Source organism: Oligella ureolytica DSM 18253 (assembly GCF_000373745.1).
Lineage (GTDB): Bacteria > Pseudomonadota > Gammaproteobacteria > Burkholderiales > Burkholderiaceae_B > Oligella > Oligella ureolytica.
Map to the genome: position 1 here is coordinate 1 of NZ_KB892297.1, position 19,636 is coordinate 19,636.

The 19,636-nt window shown below is 44.6% G+C and carries 18 protein-coding genes and 1 tRNA gene; 7 read left to right on the forward strand and 12 right to left on the reverse strand.

Features of this window, described 5'->3' with window-relative positions:
* On the forward strand, positions 1 to 289 hold a 289-nt coding region (tnpA, locus tag B092_RS0105855; protein ID WP_018574321.1), incomplete at its 5' end, for an IS200/IS605 family transposase.
* A 30-nt stretch (positions 290 to 319) separates the two neighbouring features.
* Here the strand turns inward: tnpA and B092_RS0105860 are convergent.
* Together B092_RS0105860 and B092_RS0105865 are read right to left on the reverse strand one after the other, a co-directional pair.
* Positions 320 to 910 (reverse strand): fimbrial biogenesis chaperone, encoded by a 591-nt coding sequence (locus B092_RS0105860; protein ID WP_018574322.1) that lies wholly within the window; start codon positions 908 to 910, stop codon positions 320 to 322.
* A gap of 338 nt (positions 911 to 1,248) precedes the next feature.
* A tRNA-Ile gene (locus B092_RS0105865) sits at positions 1,249 to 1,325 on the reverse strand.
* 219 nt (positions 1,326 to 1,544) lie between these two features.
* Here B092_RS0105865 and B092_RS0105870 point away from each other — a divergent pair.
* Positions 1,545 to 2,468, forward strand: coding sequence for an EamA family transporter (locus B092_RS0105870; protein ID WP_026253633.1), 924 nt, complete (start codon positions 1,545 to 1,547; stop codon positions 2,466 to 2,468).
* Between the two features lie 110 nt (positions 2,469 to 2,578).
* Positions 2,579 to 3,478, forward strand: coding sequence for an EamA family transporter (locus tag B092_RS0105875; protein WP_018574324.1), 900 nt, complete (start codon positions 2,579 to 2,581; stop codon positions 3,476 to 3,478).
* Between the two features lie 35 nt (positions 3,479 to 3,513).
* On the opposite strand, the gene B092_RS0105880 is transcribed toward B092_RS0105875, so the two are convergent.
* From B092_RS0105880 to B092_RS0105915, 8 genes are all read right to left on the reverse strand, one after another.
* Positions 3,514 to 4,812 (reverse strand): Glu/Leu/Phe/Val family dehydrogenase, encoded by a 1,299-nt coding sequence (locus B092_RS0105880; protein ID WP_018574325.1) that lies wholly within the window; start codon positions 4,810 to 4,812, stop codon positions 3,514 to 3,516.
* Positions 4,813 to 4,945: 133 nt separating this feature from the next.
* Positions 4,946 to 6,256 carry a citrate synthase gene (locus B092_RS0105885; RefSeq protein ID WP_018574326.1) on the reverse strand — a complete coding sequence of 437 codons (1,311 nt, stop codon included), beginning with the start codon at positions 6,254 to 6,256 and terminating at the stop codon, positions 4,946 to 4,948.
* A 42-nt stretch (positions 6,257 to 6,298) separates the two neighbouring features.
* On the reverse strand, positions 6,299 to 6,562 hold the full coding sequence (locus tag B092_RS0105890) for an FAD assembly factor SdhE (RefSeq protein ID WP_018574327.1): 264 nt from the start codon (positions 6,560 to 6,562) through the stop codon (positions 6,299 to 6,301).
* Positions 6,563 to 6,593: 31 nt separating this feature from the next.
* Positions 6,594 to 7,310, reverse strand: coding sequence for a succinate dehydrogenase iron-sulfur subunit (locus B092_RS0105895; RefSeq protein ID WP_026253635.1), 717 nt, complete (start codon positions 7,308 to 7,310; stop codon positions 6,594 to 6,596).
* 15 nt (positions 7,311 to 7,325) lie between these two features.
* Positions 7,326 to 9,104, reverse strand: coding sequence for a succinate dehydrogenase flavoprotein subunit (sdhA, locus tag B092_RS0105900; protein WP_018574329.1), 1,779 nt, complete (start codon positions 9,102 to 9,104; stop codon positions 7,326 to 7,328).
* A gap of 3 nt (positions 9,105 to 9,107) precedes the next feature.
* The gene (sdhD, locus tag B092_RS0105905) at positions 9,108 to 9,494 is read right to left on the reverse strand and encodes a succinate dehydrogenase, hydrophobic membrane anchor protein (RefSeq protein WP_018574330.1); all 387 of its coding nucleotides are present in this window, start codon (positions 9,492 to 9,494) and stop codon (positions 9,108 to 9,110) included.
* Complete coding sequence (sdhC, locus tag B092_RS0105910) at positions 9,494 to 9,910, reverse strand: succinate dehydrogenase, cytochrome b556 subunit (protein WP_018574331.1); 417 nt, start codon at positions 9,908 to 9,910, stop codon at positions 9,494 to 9,496. The genes sdhD and sdhC overlap by 1 nt, the downstream gene beginning before the upstream one ends.
* Before the next feature lie 77 nt (positions 9,911 to 9,987).
* On the reverse strand, positions 9,988 to 10,833 hold the full coding sequence (locus B092_RS0105915; protein ID WP_018574332.1) for a GntR family transcriptional regulator: 846 nt from the start codon (positions 10,831 to 10,833) through the stop codon (positions 9,988 to 9,990).
* Between the two features lie 181 nt (positions 10,834 to 11,014).
* Between B092_RS0105915 and B092_RS0105920 the strand changes: the two genes are divergently transcribed.
* From B092_RS0105920 to prpC, 3 genes are all read left to right on the forward strand, one after another.
* On the forward strand, positions 11,015 to 12,004 hold the full coding sequence (locus tag B092_RS0105920) for a malate dehydrogenase (protein ID WP_018574333.1): 990 nt from the start codon (positions 11,015 to 11,017) through the stop codon (positions 12,002 to 12,004).
* Between the two features lie 120 nt (positions 12,005 to 12,124).
* Positions 12,125 to 13,006 (forward strand): methylisocitrate lyase, encoded by an 882-nt coding sequence (gene prpB / locus B092_RS0105925; protein ID WP_018574334.1) that lies wholly within the window; start codon positions 12,125 to 12,127, stop codon positions 13,004 to 13,006.
* Between the two features lie 25 nt (positions 13,007 to 13,031).
* A complete protein-coding gene (gene prpC / locus B092_RS0105930; protein ID WP_018574335.1) occupies positions 13,032 to 14,195 on the forward strand; it encodes a bifunctional 2-methylcitrate synthase/citrate synthase in 1,164 nt (387 codons plus the stop codon).
* Positions 14,196 to 14,292: 97 nt separating this feature from the next.
* On the opposite strand, the gene argG is transcribed toward prpC, so the two are convergent.
* Positions 14,293 to 15,648, reverse strand: a complete 1,356-nt coding sequence (gene argG, locus B092_RS0105935) for an argininosuccinate synthase (RefSeq protein WP_018574336.1) — start codon at positions 15,646 to 15,648, stop codon at positions 14,293 to 14,295.
* Positions 15,649 to 15,741: 93 nt separating this feature from the next.
* Positions 15,742 to 16,677, reverse strand: a complete 936-nt coding sequence (locus tag B092_RS0105940) for a hypothetical protein (RefSeq protein WP_018574337.1) — start codon at positions 16,675 to 16,677, stop codon at positions 15,742 to 15,744.
* 239 nt (positions 16,678 to 16,916) lie between these two features.
* On the opposite strand from B092_RS0105940, the gene acnB reads away from it, so the two are divergent.
* Entirely contained in the window at positions 16,917 to 19,508 is a 2,592-nt protein-coding gene (gene acnB, locus B092_RS0105945) for a bifunctional aconitate hydratase 2/2-methylisocitrate dehydratase (protein WP_018574338.1), read from the forward strand.
* The last annotated feature ends 128 nt before the right edge of the window (positions 19,509 to 19,636 follow it).

Genomic DNA, 19,636 nt, shown 5'->3' on the forward strand with positions numbered 1-19,636 from the left:
TTTCGCTAGTGTGTGCGCTGATTTTGAGGCCGAGTTAGTGGCGTTTGATGGGGAGGACGACCATGTTCACTTATTAGTGAACTACCCGCCCAAAGTTGCCATATCAAAACTGGTTAATAGCCTAAAGGGTATATCCAGTCTTCTTATCCGAAAAAAGAACTACCCCAACATTAAAAAGAAACTGTGGAAAGGGGCTTTATGGTCGCCAAGTTATTTTGCTGGAAGCTGTGGCGGCGCGCCGATTGAAATCATTCGACAGTATATCGAGCAACAGCAAACGCCACCATAGATTAAAGGACGGCGTTGCCGTCCGCGCTATTCATCCTCGCCCTAAACGACGAGGCTTTCCGCTCATTTTGGTAAAACTTAAACGACTAAGCTGTGCCCGTGTGTTACCACGGTTAGTCGCGACCAGTACAGCTTCATTTTGGTCATTACGAGTCACATGAAAATTTAGGACCGGCTCCTGCTTTTCTTCTGTCCCTTGAATAAAAACAGGGATAGAATAGCGCAGCACAAATGTCAAACCGCTATCGCCTTCACTTTCCAGTGGCAGCTCATCGACCACAATGCGATAGGCCTGTTCTTGGTGATTTTCTAAATTACCAACTCGCACTAAGCGAACAAACTGCCTTTGACCAGCTTCCACCTTAATAAGTGGTGGACTGGCGACAAAATGTGGTGTTGCTTCAAGCACATCTTGTTGAGTCTGCTGACTCCAAGCAAACACTCTGACTTGAGCGTGGAGCGCAGTACCTGAGGTATTGGTTAACCATATACCATCTGATGGTTGGCTTTGGTTAATATCAAGCACAATAGGAGTCACCTGTAAACCGGCTGACATCACCGGCATGGACATCATCACTACAAGTGTAATAATTATTGCTTTTACAATTTTGACGTACTGCATCGATAATTCCTATGTGCTTAAAGTAATCTATTAGCATTATCAGAAACACTAATATACTGATAATGTAACATTTTTTAAAAAAACCGACAAAAGCGACAAATAAAGATAAAAATGTGCATAAAAACGAATACTTAACTAGTTCCAAAGACAAAATTACGTCAGAAAAAGGGATGCATTTTAAATTATTTTTACATCCTGCTCTTGAACCGTCGCAAACTGATTAAAAACCAATGCCATGGAACAACGTTGAGAGTTTCCTACGCCTAAGCTAGGGAGCCAGTGAAGAAAGAGTTCGCCTCTTGATAGAGCGGCTAAGCCATTGGAGATACCAGCTTGTTTGGTCCCCCCAGCCGGACTTGAACCGGCGACCAAAGGATTATGAGTCCTCTGCTCTAACCAACTGAGCTACAGGGGGCTTTTGACATTTACTGTTATTTTGACATTTACTGTTAAATAAAGAAATTCTTTGAGCAAAGTACTAACATGTAAAAGCTAAGCTGATCATATTAGCTTAAATTTTAATTTAAATCAATTTAATTTCTCAATCACTTCAATTGCTATCTTGAATTAAACAAGCTAGTATGATTTAACATCAAATTCACCCTTTAAACTTTATCTAATTATACGTGTCGGTATGAGTTCATCTTTGCGTCAATACCCTATGTGGGTCGGTGTGGTGACGTTAATTCTATCCATTATTTCTTTGTGTACTGGCACTTCTTTCGCCAAAACCTTATTCAGCGAAGTTGGTGCGATCGGTACGACGACATTCAGAATCTTTTTCTCTGCCTGTGTTTTGTGGTTAATCTGGCGGCCTTGGCGTATTCCCTTAACCCGTGTCGATCTTACAACAATCATTCCCTATGGGGTTTGTATTGTCGGTATGAACTTACCGTTTTACTTATCGCTGCAAACTTTGCCCGTAGGCATTGCGCTAGCCATTGAGTTTACCGGTCCACTAGGATTAGCAATTTATAAATCCAGAACACGTTTTGATTTTTTATGGATTACCTTTGCTGTTATCGGGCTATACCTATTGTTATGGCCGGGCGCAGACTCAGAAGAACTCATTGCATTAGATTTGGCCGGCGTCATCTATGCGCTTATTGCAGGGGTTTTCTGGGCCAGCTATATTCTCGTAGGGCAAATGGCGCGTCGTGTACATCCGGCCCACGTGACCTCCTATGGCTTGACCGCTGCTGCGATCTTTATTTTACCTTTGGGGTTAATAAGTGGTGGCACAACCATGTTCAATCCCAATCTGTTGCTTTTTGGCTTAGCCATCGCTATTTTATCGAGTGCCCTACCCTACAGCTTAGAAATCTTTGCCTTGCGTATCTTGCCTGCTAAAACCTTTAGTATCATGCTGAGCTTAGAACCGGCCGTGGGTGCTTTGGCTGGTATCATTATTTTGGGTGAGTTCATTGAGTCTAAGCAATGGATGGCTATTCTGTTAGTTGTCTGTGCCTCCGCAGGTTGTACAGCCACAGCAGTGCGTGATCACCGTAAAAACACAGCTAAAGCAAGCTCAAAAGATCACAATAATTCGCCTAACTAAATTAAGTGATAACCTCATTTCAATTGAAAAAACAATTAATTAAGGATAATCTTATGCTTCAACTTACTTGTTCTGAGTAAGCCTATCCCCACTTTTTTGTTTTTGCTTTTATGGTTTCTACTGAGCGTCAGTACCCTATGTCGCTAGGTGCCTTAGCGCTTATTTTGTCGATTATTTCTCTTTGCGTCGGCACCTCTTTTGCAAAGAGCTTATTTGATTCACTTGGCCCCATTGGCACCACCACACTAAGATTGGTCTTTTCGACCTGTTTTATGTGGTTATTTTGGCGACCGTGGCGACTTGCCTTAACACGCTCTGATTTAGCGAGTGTGATACCCTACGGCGTATGCATGGTCGGAATGAATAGTTTTTTCTATCTGGCCATAGGCAAACTACCTCTCGGTGTCGCCATCGATATTCAATTTTCCGGGCCTTTGACGATTGCTGTACTATCCTCCCGGTCTAAATATGATTTTCTATGGGTGCTGTTAGCTTTAAGCGGTTTGTATTTACTACTTTGGCCAAGCGCAGAGAGTGATGAGCTATTTAGCCTGGATCTATCAGGTATTGTTTTTGCGTTGATCGGCGGTGTCTTTTGGGCATGCTATATATTGGTCGGCCAACGTGCCCGAATGATTCATCCGGGTCTAATTACCAGCTATGGCTTTGTGACGGCTTCGTTGATTATTTTGCCTATCGGTATTATCGCTGCCGGACCGGTTATTTTTAATCCCAATATCCTACTTTATGGTCTGGGCATCGCTCTTTTGTCTAGTGCCATCCCCTTTACCTTAGAGATTTTTTCACTGAGAATTTTACCGCTTAAAACATTTAGCATCATGGTCAGCTTAGAACCAGCCATAGGCGCTTTAACCGGTATTATCATTCTTAATGAAATGCTGGAAGCTAGGGAATGGATCGCCGTACTGCTCATTGTTTTTGCTGCCATCGGCACGACAGCGACGACAGTACAAAACAGTCGCCGCACAAAGAGCAAGAGCCAGAAATAATCCGGCTCCTTACGATACAATCAATCTGCTAACTATCAAGGATACAAACCACGTACCTTGCGCTGCTCTAAAATTCGAGTACACGCAATCACAAAAGCCGCCGTGCGCATCGTAATATTGTGATGCTTGGCAACCTCTCGAATACCGCGATACGCTTCGCGCATCATACGGTCTAACCGATGATTAATCTCATCAACTGTCCAGAAAAAGCTGGAGAAGTCCTGAACCCATTCAAAGTAGCTGACGGTCACACCGCCGGCATTGGCCAATACATCAGGCACAATAAAGACGCCCTTATCAATCAAGATATCATCTGCTGCCGGCGTAGTCGGACCATTGGCCCCTTCCACTAACACTTTCGTCTTAATAAGATGGGCATTTTGCTCAGTGATCGCATTTTCTAAGGCGGCAGGGATTAAAAAATCCGTCTCAATAGCCCAGAATTCATCTACCGTAACTTCTGTTGCCCCTTCAAAGCCCTTAATACCGCCATGATGCTCGACATGCTCTAACAGCTTAAAGATATCAATACCGTCTTCATTAATTACGGTCGCTGTATGATCTTGTAAAGCGACGATTTTTGAGCCGGACTCAAAAAATAGGCGTGCTGCCGTACCGCCGACATTACCAAAACCTTGAATCGCGACACGTGCGTCTTTAAGCTCAATACTCAAATCCTTGGCAGCTTCTGACGCAGCAACAAACACACCACGCCCGGTCGCCTCAACACGGCCTAAACTACCGCCCAAAGCGATCGGCTTACCTGTTACCACGCCAGTTGTGGTATGACCTTGGTTCATGGAATATGTGTCCATCATCCATGCCATCACCTGAGGGCCCGAATTAACGTCCGGTGCCGGAATATCTTTTAAAGGACCAATAACGTCACCAATCTCTGAGGTATAGCGGCGTGTGACACGTTCAAGCTCTTTTTGGGAATAGTTACGTGGGTCAATACGGATACCACCTTTAGCACCACCAAATGGCAAATTAACCGCGGCACACTTAATGGACATCCAACCGGCCAATGCCATCACTTCTGACAGATTCACATCTTGGTGGAATCTAACGCCCCCCTTACCCGGGCCACGAATGGTATTGTGCTGCACACGATAGCCTTCGAAATGGGCTAAAGTACCATCGTCTAATTCGATAGGTACATCGACCACTAAAATTTTCTTAGGACGCTTTAAAGTCTCAATCCATGGGCTTAAACTACCCATATAAGGCGCAATACGATCAATCTGCTGTAAAAAGATGCCCCAAGCACCTACGTCATTTTGATCAAGATAAGAAGGTAAAGCATTGCTATTAGCGCTTATTTTTTGCTCCACGAAAGCTCTCCATATTTTTTAAATATTATTGATTCTATTACACTGGCAAATAATTTATCGATAGATCATATAAAAAACAAAAATCCCCGAATCATTCATTCGGGGACTTAGTCATAACTTCTAAAGCCAGAAATTATCTTTCGGATCTTGGCGTCACATCACGGTGAGTAGCACCAATGTATAGCTGACGTGGGCGACCGATCTTATAATCAGGATCACCTAACATCTCATTCCATTGAGCAATCCAACCCACAGTACGTGCTAAAGCAAAGATAGCCGTAAATAAAGAAGTTGGGATACCAATAGCACGCTGAACGATACCGGAGTAGAAGTCTACGTTAGGGTATAGCTTACGCTCAACGAAGTACTCATCCTCAAGTGCAATGCGCTCTAACTCCATCGCTAACTTGAATAACGGATCATTTTCTAAACCTAATGCGCTAAGTACTTCTTTACACGTTTCTTGCATTAACTTGGCACGTGGATCGTAGTTCTTGTAGACACGATGACCGAAGCCCATTAAGCGTGTCGGATTGTTTTTATCCTTAACCGCTTCCATGAACTCGCCAACCTTCTCAATACCGCCATTGACTTGAATCTGCTCAAGCATATTCAAACAAGCTTCGTTGGCACCGCCGTGTGAAGGACCCCATAAGCAGGCAACACCAGCTGAAATAGCAGCAAATGGATTCGTACCGGAAGAACCGCATAATCTTACAGTTGAGGTTGAGGCATTTTGCTCGTGGTCCGCATGTAAAATCAGGATACGGTCTAATGCACGCTCAACGACTTCATTAACTTCGTAGTCTTCGCAAGGCGTAGCAAACATCTGACGAAGGAAGTTACCAGAGTAGCTTAAGTCATTTTTTGGATAAATGTACGGCTGACCTTTGCTGTATTTATAAGCCATTGCAACAAGTGTAGGCATCTTAGCAATTAAACGAATTGCTGAAATGTCACGGTGCTCAGGATTATTGATATCAGTCGAGTCGTGATAGAAGGCCGACATCGCGCCAACTAAACCGGTTAAAACAGCCATCGGGTGTGCATCGCGACGGAAGCCACGTAAGAAGAAATGCATCTGCTCGTTGACCATATTGTGGCGATTCACAGATTCATCAAATGCCTTCTTCTGCTCTTCATTAGGGAGTTCGCTTTTTAATAATAGATAGCAAACTTCTAAGAAATCACAATTAACTGCTAACTGCTCAATCGGGTAACCGCGATATAGTAACTCACCCTTATCACCGTCAATATACGTGATAGAAGAGCCACATGAAGCAGTTGCCATAAATCCCGGATCATACGTAAAATTACCGGTTTGACCGTACAGCTTACGTATGTCCATAACGTCGGGGCCAATCGTGCCTTGATAAATTGGCAGCTCAATTGATGGCGAACCGTCTGAAAAGCTTAATGTGGCTTTTTTATCGGATAATTGCATCTTGGTTTTTTCCTTTAAATGTAAGCTAAAGGTTAGTGACTATTAGGCTTCTCGAATTTTCTGAACAAGTCGGCATATATTATCAGTGTAGTATTCGCCTTGTGGTTCAGTTTTGCCTAATAAGATCTCCAATAGCTGGTTGTCGTCTAGCTGAAATAATTTAGTCAGCGATAGTACATCCTCATCACTTAACTGCTCTTCATATTGGTCAAGAAAGCGAGTGAGGATTAAATCATTTTCCAATAAACCACGTCGTGCACGCCAACGTAGGCGTGCACGCGCAAGTTCAACTTCTGATATGCTCATCCGTAGTACTCTTAGCTAAATAGCACAGTGATTAAACTGTACGACGAACTAGCATCTCTTTGATCTTACCGATCGCACGAGTCGGGTTTAAGCCCTTAGGACATACATCCACACAGTTCATGATAGAGTGACAACGGAATAAGCGGTATGGATCTTCAAGATTATCCAAACGCTCAGCCGTTGCCTCATCGCGGCTATCTGCTAAGAAACGATATGCCTGCAGTAAACCGGCCGGACCCACGAATTTGTCAGGGTTCCACCAGAACGACGGACATGAGGTTGAGCAACAGGCACAAAGAATACACTCGTATAGGCCATCCAACTCCTCACGCGCCTCAGGACTCTGTAGACGCTCTTTTTCAGGAGCCGGCGTGTCATTGATCAAGTATGGACGCACTGAATGATACTGATTGAAGAAGTGAGTCATATCAACAATCAAATCTCGGATGACCGGTAAGCCCGGCAACGGACGTAATACGATCGGCTCTTTTAGGTCACGTAAGTTAGTAATACATGCAAGCATATTTTTACCGTTAACGTTCATAGCATCAGAACCACAAACACCCTCACGGCACGAGCGACGAATTGAAATACTGTCATCTACATCGTTTTTGATGCGTACAATCGCATCTAATAACATTTTGTCAGACGGCTCAAGCTCTACGTCAAGTTTTTGCATGTAAGGACGTTCATCCTTGTCCGGGTCGTAGCGATAAATCTCAAATTTAACAATTCGTTTAGACATAATTCTTACCTTTACTCCTTAGAATGTACGCTTCTGCGGAGCTACTGATTCTACTGTTAGTGGCTTCATTTGAACAGGTTTGTACTCTAAGCGACTGCCTTCTGAGTACCAGAGGGTATGCTTCAACCAATTCTCATCATCACGTTCCGGGTGATCATTTAGCGCATGGGCTCCACGGCTTTCGGTACGAGCAGCAGCTGATGTGATGGTTGCACGGGCAACCTCAACCATATTGGCGATCTCTAAGCCCTCTTGGCGAGCCATATTAAAGACTTTTGATTTATCTTTGTAGTAGATGTGATTTGCCTGCTCAGCAATTTCTTCAATCTGATTGACACCCTCGTTGAGAAGATCCAAAGTACGGAACACACCACAATGTGCCTGCATAGAAACGCGCATTGCATTACCGACATCTTGAACTTTTTCACCGGACGTGCGAGACTCAAGCTCATTAACACGACTGAGTGACTTTTCAACAGACTCCATCGGAAGATCCTGATGGCTTCTTTGATTCTCTAAGTGCTGCTCAACAATGTAGTTACCGGTCGCACGACCAAAGACAATTAAGTCAAGTAAAGAGTTGGTACCTAAACGGTTAGCACCGTGAACAGACGTCGCTGCACACTCACCGACAGCAAATAAACCATTAATGACTTTATTTTCGCCATTGACATAGTCTACTACCTGACCTGCGATATTGGTAGGTATCCCCCCCATCTGGTAGTGGATTGTAGGTACCACCGGAATTGGGTCTTTAATCGGGTCAACGTTACCGAAGCGAATAGCAATTTCGCGAATCGAAGGTAGACGCTTGTTAATCACATCAGAACCTAAGTGATCAAGTTTGAGTACGACGTGATCGCCATTAGGGCCACAACCACGACCTTCTTTAATCTCTTGGTCCATTGAACGTGAAACGAAGTCACGCGGTGCCAAGTCTTTGAGGGTAGGAGCATAACGCTCCATGAAGCGCTCGCCGTCTTTATTTAAAAGGATACCACCCTCACCACGTACACCCTCAGTAATTAGAACGCCTGCTCCTGCCACACCCGTTGGGTGGAACTGCCAGAACTCCAAGTCCTGTAAAGGAAGACCGGCACGAGCAGCCATACCAAGACCATCACCTGTATTAATAAAGGCATTGGTAGAAGCAGCCCAAATACGACCTGCACCACCGGTTGCCAACACAGTAGCCTTCCCTTCAAGAATGTAGATATCACCTGTTTCCATCTCAAGTGCAGTCACACCCAACACATCACCATCGTCATTACGGATTAAGTCTAAAGCCATCCACTCAACGAAGAAATGCGTGCGAGCAGCGACGTTACGCTGATAAAGTGTATGCAACATAGCATGACCGGTACGGTCAGCAACAGCACAGGCACGTTGAACCGGCTTTTCACCGAAGTTTGCAGTATGACCGCCGAAAGGACGCTGATAAATCGTACCGTCTGCATTACGGTCAAACGGCATACCAAAGTGCTCTAACTCATAGACTGCATTTGGCGCTTCGCGACACAAGAACTCAATCGCGTCTTGGTCACCTAACCAGTCAGAACCCTTGACCGTATCATACATGTGCCACTGCCAGTGGTCTTCGCTCATATTACCGAGTGAAGCACTCACACCACCTTGGGCAGCAACAGTGTGCGAACGTGTAGGGAAAACTTTTGATAAAACAGCAACAGACAAACCGGCCTGAGCTAATTGTAATGAACAACGCATACCGGCACCACCGGCGCCTACGACGACCACGTCAAATTGACGACGGGGTAAAGAAGAATTAATTGCAACCACGGCTTATAGACTCCAAAGAACACTTGCAAAATAAACAACCGAAGAGACTAACCACATAACAGTTAGAACCTGAAGAGACAAACGAAGCGTCGCACAGGTTGCATAGTCCATCCAAATATCACGCACACCAACCCAAGCGTGGTAAGCCAACGCTAAAAAAGCAAGTGTGGTAGAAATTTTACCGGTAGGAAATCCACCAAACCAAGTAAAAGTGAACAGGTTTGTCCAGGAGTCGTAATCGATTTTTGTGAAGATTACTGCTAATAAAAACAGAATTGAGTAAACGGCCAGGATAATGGCTGTCGTACGCTGTGCGATGAAGTCCATCGTACCGTAACCGGCTCCAACAGCAAGGCGCTTATGACCATATTGTTCGTAACGATGTTCCATTAGAGCACTCCAAACATTTTAATTGCAAAAATAACGGTCAGAACAAGACTGACTATCAAGACTAATTTGGCACTTTTTTGTGCATCGGCTTTTTCTAAGCCGCGACCAAAATCTAACGTCAGGTAACGGATACCGGCACAAAGATGATGCATAAAGCCCCAGATTAAAACTAATAAAATCAGCTTTAGAAGAAAACCGCCAAAACCGCTGCCTAAATTAGCAAAAGACTCAGGCGAGCCGACGCTCGCAGCAAATAAAGGCACGAGAATGATAGGCAGCGCTAAAAACAGCAAAGCACCACTGACTCGATGCAAAATCGATACCTTACCGGGAAGTGGCAATTTGTAATCGACGGTAATATTCCTTAAGCTCAAATTACGAAATTCGCGATTAGGCTTTTTTTGATTTTCAGACATAGTAGATTGGCCTCAACTTAACAAAGAAACCTCAAGTAACCATTAAAATGGTGTAGTTAAAAAAAAGACATGCGCCATTAGTTTAAACTATTTCTGTAAAAATAGTCCCTTGTTAGATACATTCCTTTACGAATTTCTATCGGTTTATCACCATAAGTGTAAGCAATTCGATTAATTGCCAACAAAGGGTAATCCTCAGGAATATCTAGTAAACCGGCCACTTTGGTACTCGCTGCCACCGCATATAGCTGCTCTTCGGCACGAATCATGCTCACACCGAACTCTGATTCAAACAGACCATATAAGGGTAATTGCTTCTGCAAAAGCTCAAGTGTCAGATTCTTGAAACTGCCGGCAGGCAAAATAATCTGTTCAAAAACCACCGGCTTATCACCAAAGTGCATCACCCGTTCAATCTCAACAATATCACTGGCAACAGACAGCTCTAATAGATCCAACTCCAATTGCTCTGCCGGACGTATCAAACAGGACAAGAACTTGCTCGCTGGTTTTTCTTTTTTTTCTTGACCATGGCGACTTGCTAAACGCAAAAAGCGATAGCGTACTTCGTCTTCATGATGTGTAGCAACAAAAGTACCCTTGCCTTGGCGACGAATCAAGACGCTCTCTGCGGCCAACTCATCAATAGCCTTGCGCACAGTGCCTTGACTAACGTGATATAGATTAGCTAACTCAACTTCGCTAGGAATGCTCTCTCCGGGCTTCCACTCCCCAGCACCCAGACTCTCTAAGAGCAATTCCTTAATTTGCTTATATAAGGGGGAAAATGCAGCACGCTGGCGCGCAGTCGCGGCAGCCTTGGCATTTCTGGCACCAAGTGTCCTTGGCCCCCTAGGCGCTGCGACTCTCAACCCCTTGCGAGGAGATGTTTTGCTCGGTGACTTTGACGGTGATTTACTCATAGTTTTTATAAAAAAAAGTTGCCCTATTATCGCACCCCAAATCAAAAATGTCTATTCATCTATAAGACATAAGATATAAGATATAAGTCGTCATTGACGTAAGACGAATATTCGTCTAAAGTAAACAAGATTTTTAAACGTTTAATCACATTAGTATGTGTAAAAAGCTGGAGTTACTTTTATGTCAAAACCTGCTATTCGTGTAGCGGTAACAGGTGCTGCTGGCCAAATCGGCTACGCCCTTTTATTCCGCATCGCTTCGGGTGAAATGCTTGGTAAAGACCAACCCGTCATCCTTCAATTACTAGAAATACCTGATGAAAAAGCACAAAACGCCCTTAAAGGCGTGATGATGGAGCTCGACGACTGCGCCTTCCCGCTATTAGAGGGCATGAGCGCTCACAGCGATCCCAAAGAAGCATTTAAAGACGCTAAGATTGCTTTATTAGTTGGTTCTCGCCCTCGTGGCCCGGGTATGGAGCGCGCTGATCTTCTACAGATTAACGCCAAAATTTTTATCGAGCAAGGTAAAGCACTTAATGAAGTAGCCGATCGTGACGTTAAAGTACTAGTTGTCGGCAACCCTGCAAATACCAATGCGTATATTGCAATGAAGTCTGCTCCTGACCTACCTGCTAAAAACTTCACCGCTATGCTTCGCCTAGACCACAACCGTGCGCTTACTCAATTAGCTCAAAAATCCGGCAAAGCAGTTAAAGACATCGAAAACTTCGCTGTGTGGGGCAACCACTCGCCAACCATGTACCCTGACTACCGCTTCGCTACGGTTAACGGCGCAAGCTTAAAAGACACTATCAATGATGAAGAGTGGAATAAAAACGAGTTTATTCCTAAGGTCGGCAAGCGAGGTGCAGCCATTATTGAAGCACGTGGTCTATCTTCTGCCGCGTCAGCCGCCAATGCAGCCATTGATCACATCCGTGATTGGGTGTTAGGCTCTAATGGCCAATGGGTCACCATGGGTATTCCTTCTGATGGCTCATACGGCATCCCTGAAGGCATCATGTACGGCGTGCCGGTGATCTGCGAAAATGGCGAATACAAGCGCGTTGAGGGTTTAGAAATTGATGACACCTCTCGCCAATACATGGAAAAAACGTTAAACGAACTCCTCGAAGAACGTAATGGCGTTGCTGATTTATTAAAATAATCCTCTATACGATTATTCTAAATCAATAAAAGCAGATTAACTCTGCCAAAAGAAAATAGCCATCCGTTACGCTTAGCGGATGGCTGTTATTTTAATTACTATAACTTATAGAGACAACATATGAGTCAACTTTCTGCAGGAGCCGCTTTTCGCAAAGCATTAGCCGAGGAAAAGCCTTTACAAATCATTGGCGCTATTAATGCCAACCATGCATTATTAGCAAAGCGCGCCGGCTTTAAAGCCATTTATTTATCAGGTGGCGGTGTCGCTGCCGGCTCACTCGGTTTACCCGATTTAGGCATCAACACATTAGACGATGTACTAACCGATATTCGCCGCATTACCGATGTCTGCGACACCCCATTATTGGTGGATATTGATACCGGCTTTGGCCCTTCCGCCTTTAATATCGCTCGCACTATTAAAAGTCTAATTAAATTTGGTGCTGCCGCCTGTCACATCGAAGACCAAGCCGGGGCTAAGCGTTGCGGTCATCGCCCTAATAAAGAGATTGTTACTACTGAGGAAATGGTTGACAGAGTCAAAGCTGCAGTCGATGCTAAAACCGATCCTGACTTTTATATCATTGCACGTACCGATGCTATCCAAAGCTTTGGCGTAGAGGCTGCTTTAGAGCGCGCAGCAAAATGCGCAGAAGCTGGCGCCGATGCCATTTTTGTTGAAGCGGCTCATGATTTAGATACCTACAAGCAATTCACCGACAACCTTGATGTTCCTGTCTTGGCAAATATCACTGAGTTTGGTGCGACGCCTTTATTTACGGTGGATGAGCTCGCCTCAGCTAACGTCGGCATGGTCTTATACCCATTATCAGCCTTCCGCGCTATGAACAAAGCAGCTCAAAACGTTTACGAAGCCATTCGCAGAGATGGTCATCAGAAAAACGTGATTGACACAATGCAAACACGCATGGAGCTCTACGAAAGTATCGGTTACTTTGAGTTTGAAGAGCATTTAGATAATTTATACGCTAAAAAATAATTTTTGACCACCTATAGGAGGAATTATGAGTCAGACAGAACAAAGCACTGAAAACAAACCAAAAGCTAAAAAATCAGTGGCACTATCAGGCGTTGTTGCAGGCAACACAGCACTGTGTACCGTTGGCCTATCGGGCAATGACCTACACTATCGTGGCTATGATATTTTAGAACTGGCGGGAGAGTGTGAATTTGAAGAGGTAGCACACTTACTCATTCACGGCAAACTACCCAACACAGCAGAACTTGAAGCCTACAAAGCAAAATTAAAAAGGCTTCGCGGCTTACCGTTAGCCGTTAAAGAAGTGCTAGAAAGCCTTCCTGCAGCCAGCCACCCAATGGATGTGATGCGCACCGCCGTATCCGCATTAGGTTGCGCCCTACCAGAAAAAGACGACCACAACGCCGCTGACGCACGTGATATTGCCGATCGCCTCATTGCAAGCCTAGGCTCTGCCCTACTTTACTGGTACCATTTCAGTAACAACGGTGTTGTCATTGATGTCGAGTCTGACGAGGACAGTATCGCAGGCCATTTCTTAGAGTTATTGCATGACGAAACCCCAAGCGAAGAATGGGTACGCGCCATGCAGATCTCTTTAAACCTCTATGCTGAACATGAGTTTAACGCTTCTACTTTTACCAGTCGTGTTATTGCCGGTACGGGTTCTGATATGTACTCATGTATTGCCGGTGCCATTGGTGCACTGCGCGGGCCCAAACACGGTGGCGCCAACGAGGTTGCGTTTGAGGTTCAAAAACGCTATGACAACCCCGATGAAGCAGAAGCCGATATTCTTAAACGCTTAGAAAACAAAGAAGTCGTGATTGGATTTGGTCACCCTGTGTACACGGTCTCTGACCCTCGTAACGAAGTCATCAAAGCAGTGGCTAAGGAGCTTTCTGAAAGTGCAGGCAACACCAAAATGTATAACATCGCAGAACGCTTAGAAACTGTGATGTGGGATGCCAAGAAGATGTTCCCTAACCTTGATTGGTTCTCGGCTGTGTCCTACCACATGATGGGTGTACCGACTGCAATGTTTACTCCACTCTTCGTGATTGCGCGTACCGCTGGCTGGGCTGCACATATTATTGAGCAACGAGCTGATAACAAAATTATCCGCCCGACCGCTAATTACATTGGGCCTGAAAATAAAAAGTTTGTACCGCTTGACGATCGAGAGTAATTACACTTGATGGCGTCATAACAAAATAGGCGCATCCGTCAATCACACGGAAGCGCCTATTTTAATTGGTCGACCGAAAGACCAATGATCGATCTAACTACTTGTCTTTATTAGCCGAACCGCCCAATTGAGGCAAGACCGAATCCTTACTGACTGTCAGTAAACCGGAGTTTGTATAAATACCTAATTTAGCGCGTGTATCGATGATATCAAGATTACGCATAGTCAATTGACCGATACGATCTAGTGGCGTAAAGGCTGAATCCTCAACCTTTTCCATGCTTAGACGCTCAGCCGTGTAGGTCAAGTTAGGTGACTCGGTATTTAAGATAATATAGTCATTACCACGACGCAACTCAATGGTCACCTCACCGGTAATCGCTTTAGCAACCCAACGCTGAGAACTTTCGCGAAGCATGAGGGCTTGAGAGTCAAACCAACGACCTTGGTATAACAAACGACCTAAGCGTAGACCGTTAATACGGTACTGCTCAATCGTATCTTCATTATGAATACCGGTCACTAGACGCTCATAAGCAATGTGCAATAAAGCCATGCCCGGCGCTTCATAGATACCACGCGACTTAGCCTCAATAATGCGATTTTCAATCTGATCGGTCATGCCTAAACCATGGCGACCACCAATTTTATTAGCTTCTAAAATCAGCTCAACCGGATCAAGCGCGATGCCATTTAAAGCAACCGGCACACCCTCTTCAAAACGCACGCGAACAACTTCCGGTGCAATTTCAACTGACTCATCCCAATACGCCACACCCATGATTGGTTTGACAATCTTCATGCTGGTTTCTAAAAACTCTAAGTCTTTAGCCTCATGAGTGGCACCCAGCATATTGGAGTCAGTGCTGTAGGCTTTTTCTGCCGACATCTTGTAGTCAAAGCCATTTTCAATTAAAAACTCTGACATTTCTTGGCGACCGCCTAACTCATCAATGAATTGTTGATCTAACCATGGTTTGTAAATTTTAAGCTGTGGATTAGCCAAAAGACCGTAGCGGTAGAACCGCTCAATATCGTTGCCTTTGTAAGTCGAACCATCGCCCCAAATATGGACATCATCTTCTTTCATCGCAGCAACCAACATCGTACCGGTCACCGCACGGCCTAATGGCGTGGTATTGAAATAAGGCATACCGCCACTGTGAACATGAAAAGCACCACTCTGGATCGCAGCAATACCCTCATAGGCCAACTGTTGACGGCAGTCTACCAAACGCGCCTCAATCGCTCCATACTCTTTAGCTTGACGTGGAATCGCATCGTAATCATCCTCATCGGGCTGACCGAGGTTAGCCGTGTAAGCGTATGGCTTGGCGCCTTTTAATTTCATCCACAATAAGGCAGCAGACGTATCTAAACCACCGGAAAAAGCAATCCCGACTTTTTTACCTTCCGGCAGAGATTGCATGATGGTCGCATTTTGATTAGACATATGAGTAGACCTTTTTAACAAATAGCATAAAAAATTAATCCTTAATTTTACCCGATCTACCGCAAATTGAGGCTTAAAGGGCCTACTACCTTGCTAATTAGAAACCTTTAAATTAATCTCATTTAAAATCTGTTGAACTAATTTCCCTGACGCATCAGGCCCGGCACTTCCAAGCAACATAAACATCGGCACATAGCTACCAATAGCAAAAGGCTTGGCCGGATTTATCGATACACGCAATTTATCTTCGCGATCTAACTGGTAATCTCTAATCGCTACACACGCCGACTCAAGGGCATTTAAATTTAACTCGTTGAGATTCTGCAGGCACTCTTGATACTTACCCTCAACCTGTTTGACATGGTCGGGCATAAAATTAATGCGACGCTGATTATAGCCATCATCATCAGCAAGTATGTTGAGCTTATGAATTTTTGCGGTCATTGCACTAAGAAGAATGAGGTTAGGATCAAGCGTAGCAATGTCCAGATTAATCAACTGAGCAATCAGCGAATCAACGCCTTCCACCTTAAAATCAAGCGACATCGCTGCCACCTCGTCTTGCTTCACTTTGAAGCCGCCTTCAAGAGCACCAGTCAGTTTCTGCATGACATAGTTAAGATTAACCTCCATGTCATCCAGCTGCTCATAACCCAACTCACTAAGATGTCGCTCCGGCTGCAGCTTCTCTGACAGCAAAAAATGAACCCCCTCTTCGTCCGTGATTCCTTGGTATTTAACGCTCACAGACACACCGTCATTACCCACCTCGTAATTATCAAAGGTCATCTTTTTAATTAGATACTTCTTATCTTCAGACCCTTTGTCACTTAGATAAGTGATGCCGTAAATAGTGGCATCCGCCAAAGAATCGCCCTCAACGCGTTCCCAGGTGACACGATCCTGAACCCCTATCGACGATAAATAATCAACCAATTCCTGCTCTGCTTTAGATGCAGCAAAAACAGAAACACTTATAAACGACGCGGCGCATACCAGCACCGCTCCAATTACCTTTCTTTTAAACATACCCCCTCCTTCGATAAGCGTCTGAAGCCAATCTCTTTTTATTCAGATTGTTTTGTTAGAATACGATCTCTAATTTACAACACAAATCGCAAAATACGAAACAATTTTAAAAGTCACACAAAAACTAAGCATAACTTACTTGAGTCTTATATAAGACATAAGACTTTATGTTATACTCAATCTGAAAGTTCAAAATTTATTAAATAGCAAAGCAATATTTTTCTCAATAGGTGTCATAAATGTTAGAAGCATATCGCAAACACGTTGAAGAACGAGCAGCTTTAGGCATCCCTCCTTTAGCCCTCTCTGCACAACAAACTGCAGACTTAATCGAGTTAATCAAAAACCCACCAGCCGGTGAAGAGCAGTTTTTAGTTGATTTAATCACTTATCGCGTACCCGCCGGTGTTGATAACGCCGCTAAAGTTAAAGCATCTTACTTAGCTGCTGTTGCCTTTGGCGAAGAAAAAACACCTCTAATCACTCCTGAAAAAGCCACTGAGCTTTTAGGTACGATGCTGGGTGGCTTTAATATCGCCCCACTCATTCAGTTGTTAGAAAATGAGCAGTTAGGCCAAATCGCTGCTGATGCACTAAAAAACACACTTCTCATGTTCGACGCTTTCCACGACGTACGTGAAAAAGCTGAAGGCGGCAATAAATTTGCCAAAGAAGTACTACAAAGCTGGGCTGACGCTGAGTGGTTTACCAACCGTAAAGCAGTTCCTGAGAGCATGAAAATCACCGTATTTAAAGTACCCGGTGAGACTAACACTGACGATTTATCGCCGGCTCCGGACGCTACCACCCGCCCTGACATTCCAATGCACGCATTAGCCATGCTTAAGAACAAGCGTCCTGACGCAGCATTTGAGCCTGAAGAAGATGGCAAGCGCGGTCCTATCCAGTTTATCGAAAGCCTCAAAGAAAAAGGCAATCTCGTTGCCTATGTAGGTGACGTTGTCGGTACGGGTTCTTCTCGTAAGTCAGCGACTAACTCAGTCCTCTGGTTTACCGGTGAAGACATCCCTTACGTTCCCAACAAGCGCTTCGGCGGTGTGTGTTTAGGCGGCAAGATCGCTCCTATTTTCTACAACACCATGGAAGACGCCGGGGCATTACCCATCGAGTTAGATGTCTCTCAAATGGAAATGGGCGACGAAATTGAATTACGCCCATACGAAGGTAAAGCTCTTAAAAACGGCGAAGTTATCTCTGAATTCCAAGTCAAATCAGAGGTGCTTTTTGACGAAGTACAAGCCGGTGGTCGTATTCCTTTAATTATCGGTCGCGGTTTAACAGCTAAAGCACGTGAAGCATTAGGCTTACCTGCTTCAACCATTTTCCGTTTACCTGAAGAGCCTGCTGATAGCGGCAAGGGCTACACCCTAGCCCAAAAAATGGTTGGTCGCGCATGTGGCTTACCTGAGGGCAAAGGCGTACGTCCAGGCACTTATTGTGAACCACGCATGACTTCAGTTGGTAGCCAGGATACTACCGGTCCAATGACGCGTGACGAGCTCAAAGATTTAGCCTGTCTAGGTTTCTCTGCTGATTTAGTGATGCAGTCCTTCTGTCACACCTCAGCCTATCCTAAACCTGTCGACGTTAAAACTCACCATGAGTTACCTGACTTCATCAGCACGCGCGGCGGTATTTCACTACGCCCGGGTGATGGTGTAATTCACTCTTGGCTAAACCGTATGTTACTACCTGATACCGTAGGTACCGGTGGTGACTCTCATACTCGCTTCCCTATTGGTATTAGTTTCCCGGCAGGCTCCGGCTTAGTCGCTTTCGCTGCAGCAACCGGTGTCATGCCTTTAGATATGCCTGAGTCTGTCCTTGTTCGCTTCAAAGGCGAAATGCAGCCCGGCGTAACCTTACGTGACTTGGTTAATGCGATTCCTTACTATGCAATTAAAAACGACTTACTCACTGTCGCTAAGCAAGGCAAGAAAAACATTTTCTCCGGCCGTATTCTAGAGATTGAAGGTTTACCTGATCTTAAGGTTGAGCAGGCATTTGAATTAAGTGACGCATCTGCAGAGCGTTCAGCTGCCGGTTGTACTGTTCGCTTAAATAAAGAACCAATCATTGAGTACCTAAACTCTAACATCACACTATTAAAGTGGATGATTGCCAATGGTTACGAGGATGAGCGTTCATTAGCCCGTCGTATCCGCGGTATGGAAGAGTGGTTAGAAAACCCGCAACTTCTAGAACCTGATGCAGATGCTGAATACGCTGCCGTTATCGAGATGGATTTAGCAGAAATTCACGAGCCTATCGTTGCTTGCCCTAATGACCCTGATGATGTTAAGACCTTATCTGATGTCTCTGGCGTGACTATTGATGAAGTGTTTATTGGTAGCTGCATGACCAACATCGGTCACTTCCGTGCCGCTTCAAAACTTCTTGAAAACAAGCGCGATATTCCTGTTCGCTTATGGGTTGCTCCTCCAACCAAGATGGACCAGAAGCAATTAACCGAAGAAGGTCACTACGGCACCTTCGGTGTTGCCGGCGCTCGCATTGAGATGCCCGGTTGTTCATTGTGTATGGGTAACCAAGCTCAGGTTAGAGAAGGCGCTACGGTGATGTCTACAAGTACTCGTAACTTCCCGAACCGCTTAGGTAAAAACAGTAATGTCTACTTAGGTTCAGCGGAATTAGCGGCTATTTGTTCTCGCCTTGGCAAGATCCCTACACGTGAAGAGTACCTAGAAAACATGGGTATTATTGACAAAAATAGCGACGAAATCTACCGCTACATGAACTTCAACGAAATTCAGGATTTCCAAGAAGTTGCTGATAGTGTCGAACTCTAATTAGTTAAATTAGTATTAGCTACTTTTAGTTCTTTACAAAGGGGTCTGTTCTAGGTAACTGACCCCTTTTTTGATTGTTAGTGTAAGTCGCCGTTTCAATCGAATCGGCTCAAAATATAGTTAATCTT

Coding starts and splice junctions, on each gene's coding strand:
- sdhC (WP_018574331.1), bottom strand. CDS start 9,910: ATGTCTGAAAATCAAAAAAAGCCTAATCGCGAATTTCGTAATTTGAGC.
- B092_RS0105915 (WP_018574332.1), bottom strand. CDS start 10,833: ATGAGTAAATCACCGTCAAAGTCACCGAGCAAAACATCTCCTCGCAAG.
- sdhD (WP_018574330.1), bottom strand. CDS start 9,494: ATGGAACATCGTTACGAACAATATGGTCATAAGCGCCTTGCTGTTGGA.
- B092_RS0105875 (WP_018574324.1), top strand. CDS start 2,579: ATGGTTTCTACTGAGCGTCAGTACCCTATGTCGCTAGGTGCCTTAGCG.
- prpB (WP_018574334.1), top strand. CDS start 12,125: ATGAGTCAACTTTCTGCAGGAGCCGCTTTTCGCAAAGCATTAGCCGAG.
- acnB (WP_018574338.1), top strand. CDS start 16,917: ATGTTAGAAGCATATCGCAAACACGTTGAAGAACGAGCAGCTTTAGGC.
- B092_RS0105860 (WP_018574322.1), bottom strand. CDS start 910: ATGCAGTACGTCAAAATTGTAAAAGCAATAATTATTACACTTGTAGTG.
- argG (WP_018574336.1), bottom strand. CDS start 15,648: ATGTCTAATCAAAATGCGACCATCATGCAATCTCTGCCGGAAGGTAAA.
- B092_RS0105920 (WP_018574333.1), top strand. CDS start 11,015: ATGTCAAAACCTGCTATTCGTGTAGCGGTAACAGGTGCTGCTGGCCAA.
- prpC (WP_018574335.1), top strand. CDS start 13,032: ATGAGTCAGACAGAACAAAGCACTGAAAACAAACCAAAAGCTAAAAAA.
- B092_RS0105870 (WP_026253633.1), top strand. CDS start 1,545: ATGAGTTCATCTTTGCGTCAATACCCTATGTGGGTCGGTGTGGTGACG.
- B092_RS0105885 (WP_018574326.1), bottom strand. CDS start 6,256: ATGCAATTATCCGATAAAAAAGCCACATTAAGCTTTTCAGACGGTTCG.
- B092_RS0105940 (WP_018574337.1), bottom strand. CDS start 16,677: ATGTTTAAAAGAAAGGTAATTGGAGCGGTGCTGGTATGCGCCGCGTCG.
- B092_RS0105890 (WP_018574327.1), bottom strand. CDS start 6,562: ATGAGCATATCAGAAGTTGAACTTGCGCGTGCACGCCTACGTTGGCGT.